Annotated in this window: 14 protein-coding genes; 5 read left to right on the forward strand and 9 right to left on the reverse strand. The window is 68.4% G+C overall.

Features of this window, described 5'->3' with window-relative positions:
- Positions 1-76: 76 nt before the first annotated feature.
- The 6 genes from yajC to pdxT all read right to left on the reverse strand — a co-directional run bounded on the left by yajC (position 77) and on the right by pdxT (position 4,628).
- Positions 77-484, reverse strand: coding sequence for a preprotein translocase subunit YajC (yajC, locus tag QCD75_RS18805; protein ID WP_301230968.1), 408 nt, complete (start codon positions 482-484; stop codon positions 77-79).
- Positions 485-723: 239 nt separating this feature from the next.
- Positions 724-1,836, reverse strand: coding sequence for a Holliday junction branch migration DNA helicase RuvB (gene ruvB / locus QCD75_RS18810; protein ID WP_301230952.1), 1,113 nt, complete (start codon positions 1,834-1,836; stop codon positions 724-726).
- A complete protein-coding gene (gene ruvA / locus QCD75_RS18815) occupies positions 1,829-2,476 on the reverse strand; it encodes a Holliday junction branch migration protein RuvA (RefSeq protein WP_301230953.1) in 648 nt (215 codons plus the stop codon). Before ruvA ends, ruvB begins: the two co-directional genes overlap by 8 nt.
- Before the next feature lie 107 nt (positions 2,477-2,583).
- Positions 2,584-3,171 carry a crossover junction endodeoxyribonuclease RuvC gene (gene ruvC, locus QCD75_RS18820; protein WP_301230955.1) on the reverse strand — a complete coding sequence of 196 codons (588 nt, stop codon included), beginning with the start codon at positions 3,169-3,171 and terminating at the stop codon, positions 2,584-2,586.
- Entirely contained in the window at positions 3,168-3,923 is a 756-nt protein-coding gene (locus tag QCD75_RS18825) for a YebC/PmpR family DNA-binding transcriptional regulator (RefSeq protein ID WP_301230956.1), read from the reverse strand. The genes ruvC and QCD75_RS18825 overlap by 4 nt, the downstream gene beginning before the upstream one ends.
- A gap of 3 nt (positions 3,924-3,926) precedes the next feature.
- Positions 3,927-4,628, reverse strand: coding sequence for a pyridoxal 5'-phosphate synthase glutaminase subunit PdxT (gene pdxT / locus QCD75_RS18830; protein WP_301230957.1), 702 nt, complete (start codon positions 4,626-4,628; stop codon positions 3,927-3,929).
- A 92-nt stretch (positions 4,629-4,720) separates the two neighbouring features.
- On the opposite strand from pdxT, the gene QCD75_RS18835 reads away from it, so the two are divergent.
- Both QCD75_RS18835 and QCD75_RS18840 read left to right on the forward strand, forming a co-directional pair.
- Positions 4,721-6,025: a Mur ligase family protein gene (locus QCD75_RS18835; RefSeq protein WP_301230958.1), complete on the forward strand. Its 1,305-nt coding sequence runs from the start codon at positions 4,721-4,723 to the stop codon at positions 6,023-6,025.
- A complete protein-coding gene (locus tag QCD75_RS18840; RefSeq protein ID WP_301230959.1) occupies positions 6,022-6,846 on the forward strand; it encodes a type 1 glutamine amidotransferase in 825 nt (274 codons plus the stop codon). The genes QCD75_RS18835 and QCD75_RS18840 overlap by 4 nt, the downstream gene beginning before the upstream one ends.
- A 137-nt stretch (positions 6,847-6,983) precedes the next feature.
- Here QCD75_RS18840 and QCD75_RS18845 read toward each other — a convergent pair whose 3' ends face one another.
- Entirely contained in the window at positions 6,984-7,277 is a 294-nt protein-coding gene (locus QCD75_RS18845; RefSeq protein WP_301230961.1) for a hypothetical protein, read from the reverse strand.
- A gap of 66 nt (positions 7,278-7,343) precedes the next feature.
- Between QCD75_RS18845 and QCD75_RS18850 the strand changes: the two genes are divergently transcribed.
- The gene (locus QCD75_RS18850) at positions 7,344-10,070 is read left to right on the forward strand and encodes a LuxR C-terminal-related transcriptional regulator (RefSeq protein ID WP_301230962.1); all 2,727 of its coding nucleotides are present in this window, start codon (positions 7,344-7,346) and stop codon (positions 10,068-10,070) included.
- Between the two features lie 217 nt (positions 10,071-10,287).
- Positions 10,288-10,437: a hypothetical protein gene (locus tag QCD75_RS18855; RefSeq protein WP_301230963.1), complete on the forward strand. Its 150-nt coding sequence runs from the start codon at positions 10,288-10,290 to the stop codon at positions 10,435-10,437.
- A gap of 118 nt (positions 10,438-10,555) precedes the next feature.
- Here QCD75_RS18855 and QCD75_RS18860 read toward each other — a convergent pair whose 3' ends face one another.
- Both QCD75_RS18860 and QCD75_RS18865 read right to left on the reverse strand, forming a co-directional pair.
- A complete protein-coding gene (locus QCD75_RS18860) occupies positions 10,556-11,392 on the reverse strand; it encodes an alpha/beta fold hydrolase (RefSeq protein ID WP_301230964.1) in 837 nt (278 codons plus the stop codon).
- A gap of 142 nt (positions 11,393-11,534) precedes the next feature.
- On the reverse strand, positions 11,535-12,818 hold the full coding sequence (locus tag QCD75_RS18865) for a CapA family protein (RefSeq protein WP_301230965.1): 1,284 nt from the start codon (positions 12,816-12,818) through the stop codon (positions 11,535-11,537).
- Between the two features lie 82 nt (positions 12,819-12,900).
- Between QCD75_RS18865 and QCD75_RS18870 the strand changes: the two genes are divergently transcribed.
- Complete coding sequence (locus tag QCD75_RS18870) at positions 12,901-14,913, forward strand: M3 family metallopeptidase (protein WP_301230966.1); 2,013 nt, start codon at positions 12,901-12,903, stop codon at positions 14,911-14,913.
- The last annotated feature ends 61 nt before the right edge of the window (positions 14,914-14,974 follow it).

Here is a 14,974-nt window from a genome sequence, read left to right on the forward strand (position 1 = left end):
CGCCGGGCGGCCCCGACGGGCCCGCTCCGGCGGTTGCCCGCAGCCGTTACTTCGCGGGATAGCTCAAACAGGCAGACTAGCTGTCTTTCCTGCCTTCGTTGTTGAGGCGGCGCAGGGTTTCTTCCGGCGTCTCATCGCGCGGGGCTTCGCTGGCAGGAGCGTCGCTGCCGGCCTTGTCGATGGTGAGCGAGGAGGCGTCGTCGGGAACGACCGTGGGCTCCTCTGCTGCGACAACCGGCTCGACGATCTTGGTGACTGCCTGGCGGTGCACGGTGGCGGTGTTGCCCGGGGAGAGTTCCAGCAGGACCTTGTTCTCGTCCTCGTCGATTTCGACGATGCGGCCGTACAGGCCGAAGCTTGTCATGACCTCAACACCGGGGGCGAACTTCGACTGGAGCTGCGACTGCTGCTGCTGGGTCTTCTTGTTGCGGCGGAACATCATGAAGACGAAAACGCCAAGCATGGCGAACAACAGGATGGTCATGATGTCGATACCGCCGCCGGCCTGCGGCTGGGTCTGGGCAGAAATAAGTCCGAACACAGGGATAATTCCGTTCTGTACTTGCGTAGCTGGTTTTACAGCAACGTCGGTTTCGCTCCGGGCCGGCTGGCAGGGATTCATGCCGAGCCGACGGCGGCCAGGTGCTGGCCCGCCCACAGAAACAAAGACCCGAACGTGCCGAGCGTCATACCAGTCTAGAGGGAAAAGGTTACGGCGCGGTGCTATTGACTGTTACGGATCCATTCCGGATCAGCGTCCTGGCCCAGCCCGTCCTCCGGGTCCGTGACCTCGTCGTCGGCCCGGAAGAGTTCCAGCGGGTCCTGCGCGAAGATTCCGGGCGGCACTGCGAAGCCCAGGTGCGTCCAGGCGGGCGCCAGTGCGATCCGCCCCCGCGGGGTGCGTCCCAACAGCCCCTCACGGACGAGGTACGGCTCGGCGACGGTTTCCACAGTTTCGGTCTCTTCGCCGACGGCGATGGCCAGGGTGGACAGTCCCACCGGCCCTCCGCCGAACTTCATGATGAGGGCCTCCAGGACGGCACGGTCGAGCCGGTCCAGGCCGCGTTTGTCGACCTCGTACATGTCCAGCGCCGCGGACGCGGCCCGGGCATCGATCTGCTCGATCCCGTGCACCAGCGCCCAGTCGCGGACCCGGCGCAGGAGCCGGTTGGCGATCCGGGGCGTGCCGCGCGAACGCCCGGCGATCTCGCTGAAACCGGCGGAATTGACCTTGAGGTCCAGGAGCCCGGCGGACCGGCGGAGCACGAGTTCCAGTTCGGCCACGGAGTAGAACTCGAGGTGGCCGGTGAAACCGAAACGGTCCCGGAGCGGCCCGGGCAGCAGGCCGGCGCGGGTGGTGGCACCCACCAGGGTGAACGGCGGGAGTTCCAGCGGGATCGCGGTGGCACCGGCACCCTTGCCGACGACGATGTCGACCCGGAAGTCCTCCATCGCCATATAGAGCATTTCCTCGGCAGGCCGGGACATCCGGTGGATCTCGTCGAGGAAGAGCACTTCCCCTTCGGAAAGCGAGGACAGGATCGCCGCCAGGTCCCCCGCGTGCTGGATGGCAGGTCCGCTGCTGATCCGCAGCGGGGCGTTCATCTCGGCCGCGATGATCATCGACAGTGTGGTCTTGCCCAGACCGGGAGGACCGGAGAGCAGGACGTGGTCCGCGCTGCGGCCGCGCATCCGCGAGGCCTCCAGGACGAGGGAGAGCTGTTTGCGGACCCGGTGCTGGCCGACGAAGTCGTGCAGGTTCTTGGGCCGGAGGGCGGCCTCAATGACCCGCTCCTCCGGTTCCTCCCCCCCGGCGACAATCGACGGCTCAGCCACGGGCGCCTACCCTATTCCCGGCGCGGGCGCCGTCCTGGCCCAGCCAGCGGAGGGTGGCGCGCAGGATCTCCGCGACGTTGCCCTTCTCGGCCAGTTCGGGTGAATCAGCAAGTGACTTGTCGATGCTGGATGTGGCGTCCTTCTCGGACCAGCCCAGGCTCGTCATGGCCGCAACGACCTGCGGCTTCCAGACCGCTTCGGAGGATGCTGCCGGCGCCGGGGTGCCGGCGGCGGTGCCGTGCGGCACCAGCTTTCCAGCCAGCTCGAGCACGATCCGGCCGGCGACCTTGGGGCCGATGCCCGGCACCTTCGTGAAGGCCTTGCCGTCGCCGGAGTGCGCCGCCACGCGGATGGCTTCGGGCTCGTGCACGGCCAGGACAGCCAGCGCCAGCCGGGGTCCGACGCCGCTGACGCTGAGCAGGACATCGAAGACCTCGCGTTCGTCGTCGCTGTCGAACCCGAACAGGGTCAGGGAGTCCTCGCGCACGATCAGGGAGGTGAAGAGTTTCCCCTCCTCGCCGGTGCGGAGCCTGCTGAGGGTCTGCGGCGTGGCGTTGACGCTCATGCCGGCGCCGTTGAGGTCGATCACGGCGGAGGACAGGCCGACGTGCGCTACGGTTCCGCGGAGAAAACTGATCAAAGCCGGGCTCCTGAAAATTCAGCTGAAAGATAGAACCGGGAAAGGCCCGGCTATCCGAACATATCTACGAATACCCTACCAAGATCTACTGGAGGACAGCCGGACATTCAGCGTGCACGGCGCGCTTTGGCTTCGGCGTCCGCCCAGGCCCGCTGCGCCGGGGTCAGGGACAGGCTCCCGGGCCCGGTGGTGGCTGCGCCTTGGTTGGGTGTCCCGATCCCGGCCCGCCACGCGTGGGTGATGGCCAGCGCGAGGGCGTCGGCGGCGTCGGCCGGCCGCGGCGGGGCGTCGAGCCGGAGGATCTTGGTCACCAGTTTGGTGACGGCATCCTTGTTGGACGTTCCGCTGCCGGTGACGGCGGCCTTGACCTCGGACGGGGTGTGCAGCGCCACCGGGATGCCGCGGCGGGCGGCGGCGGCGATCACGACGCCCGAGGCCTGGGCCACGCCCATCACGGTGCTGACGTTGAGCTGGGAGAAGACGCGTTCGACCGCGAGGACGTGGGGCTCGTACCGGTCCAGCCATTCATCGATCGAGGTGGCGATGACCAGCAGGCGCTGGTCCAGGCTTTCCTCGGGTGATGTTCCGACGACGCCGAACGCCACCATGGTGGCGCGGCGGTTCTTTTCGACGTCCACGACGCCGATCCCGCAGCGGGTGAGGCCCGGATCGACGCCGAGGACGCGAAGGGTCACTCGGCTTCCAGTGCGGCCTGCACTTCGTCGCTGAGGTCGGCGTTGCTGTAGACGTTCTGGACGTCGTCGAGTTCCTCGAGGGCGTCCACGAGCTTCATGAACTTCTTGGCGGCGTCGAGATCCAGCGGCACCTGCATGGAGGGCACAAACTCGGCCTCGTCGGTGTCGTACTCCATGCCGGCGTCCTTGAGCGCATCGCGGATGGCCTGGAGGTCGGTCGGTTCGGAGTGGATCTCGAAGCTGTCGCCGTTGTCCTTGACTTCCTCGGCGCCGGCGTCGAGGACGGCCATCAGGACATCGTCCTCGGTCAGGCCGTCCTTCGGCAGCGAGACAACGCCCTTGCGGGAGAAGAGGTAGCTGACCGAACCGGGGTCGGCGATGGTGCCGCCGTTGCGGGAAATGGCGAGCCGGACCTCCGAGGCCGCACGGTTCTTGTTGTCCGTGAGGCATTCGATCAGCAGCGCGGAGCCCTGCGGCCCGCGGCATTCGTACATGATCTCGGTATAGTCCACGACTTCGCCGGTGAGGCCGGCACCGCGCTTGATGGCGCGGTCGATGTTGTCAGCGGGAACAGAGGTCTTCTTGGCCTTGGTGACGGCAAGTTCCAGGCCCGGGTTGCCGGCAAGGTCCGGGCCGCCCATGCGTGCGGCGACTTCGATGTTCTTGATCAGCTTGGCGAACGACTTGGCCCTGCGGCTGTCGAGGATGGCCTTCTTGTGCTTGGTCGTTGCCCATTTGGAGTGGCCTGACATGCTTTACGCTTCTCCTCTGATCATTCGAATAAACAATTCATGCACGCGCTTCTCCCCCGTCACTTCCGGGTGGAAGGAGGTGGCCAGCAGCTTGCCGGAACGCACAGCTACAATTCTAGCCGTCCCGGCCAACGCCTCGGGGTGGGAAGCCCTTGACGGTTCAACCGTGGCGAGAACCTCCACGCCGCCGCCGACGCGTTCCACCCAGGGTCCGCGGATGAAGACCGCATGGACCGGGGCCACGCCGTCCGCGGTGGCGCTGAAATCGAGGCCCTTGAAATCAAGATCCGTCTCGAACGACTCGCGCTGCCGGCCGAATGCGTTCCGCCGCACCGTGATGTCCAGCCCGCCGAACGTCTGCTGCGGGTTGCCGGCGAGGTCCTTCGCGGGGTCGGTGATCTCGTCGGCGAGGAGGATCATCCCGGCGCAGGAGCCGTAGACGGGCAGCCCGTCGCGGATGCGCCGGCGCAGCGGGTCGCGGAGCCCGAACGCCCTGGACAGCTTGTCGATGGTGGTCGATTCGCCGCCGGGAATGATGAGGCCGTCGAGGCCGTCGAGTTCGGCCGGCCGGCGGACGCTGACGCCCGTGGCGCCGGCTGCTTCCATCGCGTGCAGGTGCTCCCGGAAGTCGCCCTGGAGGGCCAGGACACCGATCCGGAGACCTGTTCCCACGCGGGAAGGAGGCACAGTAGAGGGGTTGGTCATCCGAACAGCATAATGTGCGGTCCCCCTCGGCCGGGCACGCGGTCCCGCTTCGCGGCGGGCTTCCATGCCGACGCTGGGATATATTACAAAGCATGTTTTACTTCAGCGTTCCGCTCGGCAAGCTCGTCCGCCGGGTCTCCCGGCTCAGGGGCGGAGGCTCGGCCCTTCCCGGGCTCGTCGTCGAAAAAATCGACCCGGGCTTCATGCGCAGGACACTCTCGACCCTGCCGCACGGCGTCGCCGTCGTCAGCGGCACGAACGGCAAGACGACCACCACCAAGATGGTGGTGGAACTGCTCGAGAGCCAGGGGCTGAAGGTCTTCACCAACCGCACCGGCAGCAACTTCACCCGCGGCGTGGCCGCTGCGCTGCTCGGCGAGGTGGACTGGCGGGGACGGTTGAACGCGGACGTCGCCGTGCTGGAACTGGACGAGGCCCACGCGGTGCACTTCGTCAACCAGGTCCCGCCGCGCTACTGCCTCCTGCTCAACGTCCTGCGGGACCAGCTGGACCGCTTTGGCGAGATCGACAAGACGGCGCAGCTGCTGCAGCACATCGCGTCCAAGACCACGGGGACGGTGGTGCTGAACCGCGAGGACCCGCGCGTCGCCCGGATCGCGGACACGCTCGACGGTCCCGACGTCAGCTACTTCGGCCTCGACGACTCCCTGCTCAGCACCTTCCCGAACGACGACGAGCTGCGGGCGGCCCCCGGCAGCCCGGTGCCGCCGGCTCCCGCCAGACCGCACGCCGACGTCGTGCTGCGCCGGGTGGGTGCAGCGGACGCGGACTTTGAGTACGACGGCGTCACGGCCACCACGACGATGAAGCTCCGCGGCGTCTACAACATCTTCAACGCGGCGGCCGCGCTGACACTGGCCCGGGCCATCGCGGTGAGGGACTCTGTCCCTGGAGAAACGGCCGTTGCGGACAACAAGGGCCTGCTGAAGGCACTGTCCCAGGTGGCGCCGGCGTTCGGACGCGGTGAAAGCCTGGTCGTTGACGGCCTGCCGCTGGACCTGGTGCTGGTGAAAAACCCCAGCGGCTTCCGCCTCGGGCTGAAGTCCTTTCCCGCCGCGGGTTACGCCACGATGATCGCGATCAACGACAATTACGCCGACGGCCGGGACATGTCCTGGCTCTGGGACGTCGAATTCGACACCCTCCGCGGGGGCGGCGTGGACCAGCTGAGCGGCTCACGCGCCTACGACATGGCGTTGCGGCTGCAGTACGACGAGGTCCCGATCGGCGCGGTGAACACCGAGATTGCGCCCGCCCTGGCCGCCTTCATCAGCGCCGCCAGGGACAAACCCAAGCGGGTCTTCTGCACCTACACAGCGATGCTGGCCATCCGCCGCGAGCTGTCCAAAATCACCGCAGTGGAGGTGGTCTCATGACCTCCCAGTCCCCGGCCGGCGCGTCCGTGCCGGCCAATGAGCCCGTGTACCCCCCGTTCTCCTTCGGGCACGAGCTTCCTCCGGAGGACTCCCCCGCGCCCAGCAAGGGGACCATCCGGGTCGTGCAGCTGTACCCGCGGGACATGAACATCTACGGCGACTGGGGCAACGCCCTGGTGCTGGCACAGCGGCTGCGCTGGCATGGCTACACCCCGGAGCTGCTCGAATACAACGTCGGCGACGAGTTCCCGGCGAAGGTCGACCTGATCGTCGGCGGCGGCGGACAGGACAGCGGACAGCTGGTGATCCAGGAGGACCTGCTGTCGCGGGAGACCGTCCTGAAGGAGCTGGCCGAGAACGGCACGCCCATGCTGGTGATCTGCGGCCTGTACCAGCTGTTCGGGAAGTTCTTCAAGACCCGCACGGGTTCGGTCATCCCCGGGATCGGCATCCTGGATGTGGAGACGCACGGCACCGACCAGAGGTTGATCGGCAACGTGTCGATTTCCTCCCCCGAGTTCGGCACCGTCCTCGGCTACGAGAACCACAGCGGCCAGACCACCCTCGGTCCGGGCGTCGCGCCGCTGGGCACCACCGCCAAAGGCACGGGCAACAACAGCCGCGACGGCCAGGAAGGCGCGCGCTACAAGAACATCGTGGCGAGCTACCTGCACGGCTCGCTGCTGCCCAAGAACCCGGCACTGGCGGACTTCCTCATCCGGACCGCCGTCGAGCGCAAATACGGCAGCTTCTCCCCCGGAACCCCGGATGACACCTACGCCGTCCTGGCCCGCGAACACGCCGCCCGCCGCCCCCGCTGAGCCAGCGGTTGGTGGCTGGTCCCGGACGCGAAATCACCGGAGGGTGGCAGCAAACCTGTCACACAAGAGCCTGGCACACAGGGACGTTACGGCGATCCCGCGCGCTTCCGGCGACCTCGGCGGAGAAGGCGTTCAGGTCAGTCAAACGCCGCCAGAGTCGCCCAAACGATAGCGAGGGCGCCGACGATGGCCTTTGGCCGGTTCCATGAGGAGACGACACTGCCGACTGGCATGTTCACGCCGGACGCCCGAGCATCGTGCCACGCGGCAGCGATGGCGTCCCTGCTGTCTTCGTTTCTTTCTGGCTGATCCGTTCGCTGCGCGGCCCTGATCGCCACGGTGTAGCGGGCCTCGATGTCCTCGACGGCGCCGAACGGCATCCAATGGCCGCGCAGTCCGTTGGCCAGCTCGGACCCGTTCGCGTCCACCACCCCGGTACGCTGGTGCTGTCAGGCAAACATTTCGGCCACGGTTGGGCAGCTTGGAACGGGGATCGCATGTCACGTCCGATCATTGCAACCAAGCTGTACGTCCCGAAGCTGCGAAGCGGTCTCGTGACCCGGCCACGGCTCGGCGAGCGTCTGCGCCGGGGAGCCGGGTCGAAGCTGACCCTGGTGTCCGCTCCGGCGGGCTTTGGCAAGACGACGCTCCTCAGCGGCTGGCTGGATGAGACCTCCGGCGAGGACCAGGATGTGGCGTGGCTGTCACTCGATTCTGCCGACAGCGATCCGGCGTCGTTCTGGGCCTATGTGGTGGCCGCGCTTGAGTCGGCGGTGCCCGGCGTCGGGTCGGCCGCCCAGGAGCTTACGGCGTCCTCGCCGCCGTCGACCGGGTTGCCGACCGAGTTGATGCTCACGACGGTACTGAATGATCTGGCCGCGGCACCGAATGATCTCTGGCTGGTGCTTGACGACTACCACCTGGTGGACAGCCGCGAGGTGGACAGCGGATTGGCGTTCCTGCTGGAGCACCTCCCGCCCCGCGTGCACGTCGTGATCAGCACACGCGCGGACCCCGGCCTGCCGCTGTCCCGCTGGCGGGCGGGCGGCGACCTGGTCGAGATCCGCGCCGCGGAACTGCGCTTCACGCCGGAGGAGTCCGCCGCGTACCTCAACGAGGCGGCCGGACTGCACCTGGTCCCGGCGGACGCGGCGGTCCTGGCGCAGCGAACGGAAGGCTGGATTGCCGCGCTGCAGCTCGCGGCGCTCTCCATCCAGGGCCGCGACGACGTCGCCGGCTTCATCGCCCGTTTCGCCGGAAACGACCGGTACATCGTCGACTACCTGGTCGAGGAAGTACTCGAGCATCAACCGGACCCGGTTCGCGGTTTCCTGTTGGATTCAGCTGTCCTCGGCCGGCTCACGGGGCCGCTCTGTGATGCCGTCACGGGCCGCGGTGACGGGAGCGGCACGCTGATGGCCCTGGAGCGGGCCAACCTCTTCATCGTCCCCCTGGACGACCGGCGTGAGTGGTACCGCTACCACCACCTTTTTGCCGACGTGCTGCGGGCGCGGCTGCTCAGCGAGCAGCCGGAACGGATACCGCTGCTCCATCAGCGCGCCAGCCGCTGGTACGAGAGCCACGGGCCGGCAGAGGACGCTGTCAGGCACGCATTGGCGGCCCGGGACTTCGACCGGGCCGCCTACCTGATGGAGCTGGCGGTGCCGGAGATCCGGCGCAACAGGCAGGACGCGACGCTGCTCGGCTGGCTGAAGGCACTGCCGGACGCCGCCGTCCGGCGCAGCCCGGTGCTCAGCGTCTTCTTCGGATTCATGCTGATGACATCCGGCGACCTCGACGGCGTCGAGCCCCGGCTCGATGCCGCCGAACGGGCACTGGCCGCGGTACCGGGCGGCACGGAAGCCCCCTGGCCCGACACCGAAGAGCTCCGGGCGCTGCCGGCGACCATCGCCGTCTACCGCGCCGCGCTCGCCCAGGCACGGGGCGATGTGGCAGGAACGTCGGAGCACGCCCGGCACGCGCTTGAGCTGGCCCGCCCGGGCGACCATCTTGCCCGGGGCGCTGCCGCCGGATTTCTGGGGCTCGCCGCCTGGGCGGCCGGCGACGTATCCACGGCCCTGCAGACCTTCGCGCAGGCTGTGGCGAGTCTGCACGCCGGCGGCAACCTGGTCGACGAGCTCAGCAGCACGGTGGTGCTCGCTGACATGTGGCTCGCGGCCGGACGGCCCGGCCAGGCACGCCGGCTCTATCAGGGCGCGCTGCAGCTGGCGGAGGCGCATGGCGAGTCCGTGGCGCGGGCCACCGCCGACCTGCATGCGGGCCTGAGCGAGATTGAGTGCGAAGCCGGCGATCCTGGCAGCGCCCGGGGGCACCTCGAGGCAGCGTCCGTGTTCGTGGAGCGCGCAACGATGACCGAGGGCCGCTACCGCTGGTTCGTGGCCAGGGGACTGCTCGCCCACGCCGAAGCGAACCCGGACGAAGCCATCACGTTCCTGGACCAGGCGGAGCAGCTCTACCGGCCCGCGTTCTTCCCGGACCTCCGTCCCATCGCGGCGATGAAGGCCCGGGTCCGGATCGCGCAGGGCAGGGTCTCGGAAGTGGTCGACTGGGCCCACGAACGGGGTGTCTCCGCCACGGACGAGCCCAGCCACCTGAGCGAGTTTGACCACCTCACACTGGTGCGGCTGCTCCTTGCGCAGCACCGGGCAGACCCCGGCACCGGCGCGGTCGACCGTGCCGTCCTGCTGTTGGACCGGCTGCTCGAGGCCGCCGAGTCAACGAAACGCGCCGGAAGCCTGGTGGAGATCCGCATGCTGCAGGCGCTGGCCCACGACGCGCAGGGACACCGGCCGCAGGCCCGCGAGGCGCTGGGCCGGGCCTTTGCCGAGGCGCCGGAACCGGGTGAGCGCGTGCGGCTCTTCCTGGCCGAGGGGGCCCCCATGCTGGACCTCCTGCGCGACGCCGCGCAATACGGCGCCGCCGCCGACTGCGCTGCCCGTTTGCTCAGCCTCGGCACCCGTGCCGAAGCGGCAGTGGAAGCCCCCGGTCCAGGACCGCGGCCGCCGTCGTCGACCCCATTGAGTGGGCGGGAGCTGCAGGTGCTCAGGCTGCTCGGAAGTGAGCTGAGCGGGCCGCAGATCGCCGGTGAGCTGTTCATCTCGCACAACACGCTGCGCACCCACACCAAGCACATCTTCACCAAGCTTGAGGTCACCAGCCGCCGGGCTGCGGTCCGCCGTGCCCGGGAACGCGGCCTGCTGTAGCGGCCCCCGCCGGATCACCTGCTCGGGTACCTCGTGTTCAGTACCGGCTACCCCATTATGGTGAGCATCGAGCTTGTGGGGCTGGTCGTCCTTCCATCCGTCGCCCAAAGTGGCAGATCAATGAAAGGCTCTTCGCATTGCCCACCGGCGTCGCCTGATCGGCCTCGGCTACTCGTTATGGCGCGAGCAGCGCACCGCCGGCACCCAGGGCTTCACCGTGGGCATCGGCAAAGCGGTCTTCGGCGCCGGCGAACTCATCACAACGTTCATGCTGGGCGCCGGCTGGGCCATTAATCTGACCGTCGCCGAATTCATCAGCCGCCGGAACAGCGGGGCCCGGATCAGGCGCCCCTGCACGGGCTCCTGATCAAAGTCCGGGCCGTGGGTGTGGTGCTGAACTCCGTGCAGGCCATCGATCCATCAGCCGGATGAGGTGGTGCAAGCAGACGCCAGCACTCCGCCGCGGCATCACTCCCGGCCGGCTTTCAGCCGCGGCCGGCGAACGCAAGCACGTCCTGCGCGATGCGGCCGCTGGAGGCTGCCCGGATGTGGCCTTTGCCCTCGTACCAGATGAGGGTGCAGTCCGGGATGAGGCCGGCCGTTTCCTGGGCAACGTCGCGGGGGAAGAACTGGTCCGAGCCCCCGCAGATCAGCAGGACCGGCCGCCGGATGAGCGGCAGGACGTCCCGGGAGTTGAACGCCACTTCGCCCCGCACCTCGGTGAGGACATCCTGGGACGGGTATTCGGCTCCACTCAGAAGCCCGCGTCTGATGACCGGGCCGATCAGCCGCCGCAGCCACTTCAGGCGCCGGCCCGGCAGCAGATACTCGGCGAAGACCATTCCGGCCCCGTCCGTGTCCCCGTCGGCGAGGGCCTGCGCCATCCGGGAATCGACGTCCTTGCCCCAGTCGCTCAGCTCCGCAGCGGTGACCACCATGGCCATGTGGTCGAAGGACTCGGGATGCCGCGCCGCGAGATACTGGCCGATCATGCCGCCGAACGACTCCGCCAAGACAATATCCACGCGGCCGCCGAACTGGTCGGCGATCAGCCGCGCATAGTCATCCGCCATGTCGGCGACTCTGTGCCCCGGCGGCATCCCCCGGCGCCGGGTGACAATCCAGACGGAGTAGCCGGCCAGGAAAAGGGGGGTGAACTGCCGCCGGAGCATCCGGCGCAGCATCCCCTGGGGAACCGAGCTCCCGGGGCCGCCCTGGATGAAGAGGAGGGTTTTCGTGCCGTTGCCCAGGCTCAGGTAGTCCATGCCGTTCGGGAAGGTCCCGCTCCGGGTTTCCCGGTCCGCCGTCGACACTCTGCCCACGAAAACCTCCGGTCCGGTGGTGACGGGAGCCGGCCCCTCAGGCCCCTCTCGTAACCACCACGGTATGCGCCGGTTGTTGTCAGGGCAAGATCGGCCGGTCCTCAGAGATCCTGGCCTGATGTCCGGCGTGGATCCGCCAACCCTAAGGATCCTTGGTGATAAGCAGTTCGTGGGCGCCCGCAGCCGCGGCCCCCATCGACTCGACCACAGTCCGGGTGCGCTGGCGGGTGGCCGCGTCGGCTGCGGCACCGGCGCAGGGGCCCTGCGGGGCGTCTGATGCCACGGAGCACCAGCGGTAGGGTCCGCGAACCATCACCGAGGGCGCCCAGGCCAGGTCGGACGCGGTCCACTTCCCGGCGGCGTCCTGGCTGAACTGGGCCCTGAGCAGCAGGCCCTCGTTGTTCACCACGTAGTCCGGCGAGAGTTCGGTGATTCCATTGCCCAGGCCATAGGCGATCCAGGTCCCCTTGTACTGCTCGATCGGGAGCACCGAGTGCGTGTGGTGGCCGTAGATCATGGTGAACTGGCCGCTGTCCGCGAGAGCATGGGCGACGCTCTCCTGCTCGGCGTTCGGCGCGCTGGAGTACTCGTCCCCGGCGTGCATGGCGCCGAGTACAATGTCCGCACCCAGGGCGCGGGCTTTTTTGGCCTTGGCGATCATGACCTCGGGGTCGAGCATGTCCACCTGCCAGGCCGCCTCGGGGAGCTGCCCGTTCAGCCCGTAGGTCGCATCGATCACGGCGATTTTCGCACCGGCGGTCGGCAGGATCATGATGCCCCGGGCATCCTCCTCGTTCCGGTAGGAGCCGGTGTGCTGCAGCCCGGCCGCGTCGAGCGCATCGAGCGTGCGGAGCAGCCCTGCAGTGCCGCGGTCCACGGTGTGGTTGCTCGCGGTGGTGCAGGCCTGGTAGCCGACCTGCTGGACAGCCGTGGTGATCTGCGGCGGAACGTTGAACGAAGGATAGGCCGAGAAGGGGCCGCCCGGAACCGCCACGGGCGTTTCCAGATGGCAGGCCGCGAGATCGCTCTTGTCGATGTACCGGCGCTGGCCCTCGAGGATCGGGCCGAAGTCCAGGCCCTTGGCGCCGGCGGCCAGGGCGTCGGCGCGGGCCTGCTCCCAGAGCTGGGCGTTGACCAGCAGGTCCCCGGTGACCAGTACCGACGTGCAGCGGACGGCCGCGCAGGCCGGACCCTTCCCCGGCGTCGGCGGAGCGGTCGGCGTCGGCGACGGGGTGCCCGACGGCGACGCTGCCGCCGTCGTCCCCGGACTCAGCGCTGCTGCCGGCCCGGAGGTACTCCCGGCGTCCGCCGGGGCGGCGTTTTCCGGGCGGGCGCCGCCGCTGCAGGAAGCCATGGTGGCCGCGAGGGAAAGCGCTGCGGCGGCGGCGAACAGACGGCCGCGCAACGTGGGGGTGATCGTAGGCATGGCGCCCATCCTACGGTGGCCGCGGTCACAACACGCCCAGCACACCGTTGAGACTGATCCCGTTACATGAAAGAGTTATTTCATGACCAATCCCCTGATGAGCTCCAGCCCCCTGCCTTTCGGCCTGCCGCCGTTCGCGGACATCACCGTCGAGCACTACGCCGAAGCCGTGGACGCCGGCCTCGCCGAGCACCTCGCTGAAATCCAGGCAATCGCGGACACGCCGGAGCCGGCCTCCTTCGAAAACACCGCGCTGGCCATGGAGGCGTCCGGGCAGCTCCTGCAGCGCGCGGCGGCATCCTTCTTCACCCTCGTCTCGGCCGACGCCTCGGATCCCATCCGAGACCTCGAAACCACGCTGTCCCCGCGCTTCTCGGCCCACCAGGATGCCGTCTACCTCAACCGGGGGCTGTTCGAGCGGTTCGCCTCGATCAACACCGACCGGCTCGACGCGGAATCCGCCCGTCTCGTGGACGAGTACCTCAAGGAGTTCCGCCAGTCCGGAATCCAGCTCGACGGCGCCGGCCAGGAACGGCTCAAGGCCGTCAACGCCGAGCTCTCCCGGCTCGGAACGGAGTTCGGCCAGCGGGTCAAGGAGGCCATGAAGTCCGCTTCGCTGCTTCTCGACGACGCGTCCGAGCTCGCCGGGCTGCCCGCGGATGATGTTGCCAGCGCCGCGGAAGCCGCCCGCACCGCCGGCCACGAGGGCAAGTTCCTGCTCACACTGATCCAGCCCAGCAACCAGCCCGCCCTCGCCGCCCTGGAAAACCGGGATGTGCGCCGCCGCCTGTACGGGGCGTCCACCGGCCGCGGCAGCGACGGCGGCCCGCTCGACGTCCTGGGCCTGGTCAAGGACACAGTCCGGCTCCGCGCGGAGAAAGCCACGCTGCTGGGCTTCGCCAACTACGCCGAACTCACCGTGGACCAGCAGACCGCCCCGGACTTCGCCGCCGTGCAGACCATGATGAACCGGCTCGCGCCGGCCGCGGTCCGCAATGCCGACGCCGAGGCCGAAGCACTGGCCGAAATTGCCGGGCATCCCCTCGAGGCCTGGGACTGGGCCTTCTACTCGGCCAAGGTCAAGCGCGAACGCTACGCCGTGGACGAGCAGGCCCTGCGCCCCTATTTCGAGCTGGACCGCGTCCTCAACGACGGTGTGTTCTTCGCCGCGAACGCGCTCTACGGGATCACCTTCCACGAACGCTCCGACCTCGCCGGCTACCACCCGGACGTGCGCGTCTGGGAGGTCCGCAACGCCGACGGGACCGAGCTGGGCCTGTTCCTGGGCGACTACTACACGCGCGAATCCAAACGCGGCGGGGCCTGGATGAACTCCCTCGTGGAACAGTCCGGGCTGCTCAACACCCGGCCCGTGGTGATCAACAACCTCAACATCTCCAAGCCGCCGGCCGGGGAACCCACGCTCCTGACCCTGGATGAGCTCCGCACCACGTTCCACGAATTCGGCCATGCCCTGCACGGCCTGTTCTCCTCGGTCACATTCCCGCGCTTCTCCGGCACCGCCGTGCCGCGGGACTTTGTGGAGTACCCCTCGCAGGTGAATGAAATGTGGATCATGTGGCCGGAGGTCCTCGCCAACTATGCCCGCCACCACGCCACCGGCGAGGCGCTGCCGCAGGAGGTCGTGGATAAACTCGACGCCGCCCAGCTCTGGGGCGAGGGCTTCGGCACCACCGAATACCTGGGCGCGGCCCTGTTGGACCTCGCCTGGCATGTGCTGGACAGCTCCGAAGTGCCTGAAGATGTCCTGGAGTTCGAGGCCAAGGCGCTGGCCGCGGCGGGTGTGGCACACCACTTGATCCCGCCGCGTTACCGCACCGGCTACTTCCAGCACATCTTTGCCGGCGCCGGCTACGCTGCGGGCTACTACTCCTACATCTGGAGTGAGGTGCTCGACGCCGAGACGGTGGAATGGTTCAAGGAGCACGGCGGCCTCACCCGGGCCAACGGCGACTTCTTCCGCGCCCAGCTGCTCTCCCGGGGCAACAGCCGGGATCCGCTGGACTCCTTCCGTGCCTTCCGGGGCCGCGACGCCGAACTCGAACCGCTGCTCAAGCGCCGCGGCCTCGACTGACCCCCGTTCCAGCCCGACCAGCTCGCAGTCGGGGCCGTTTTGAGCGGGGTCAAAACGGCCC

This window comes from Arthrobacter sp. PsM3, from assembly GCF_030433895.1.
GTDB lineage: Bacteria > Actinomycetota > Actinomycetes > Actinomycetales > Micrococcaceae > Arthrobacter.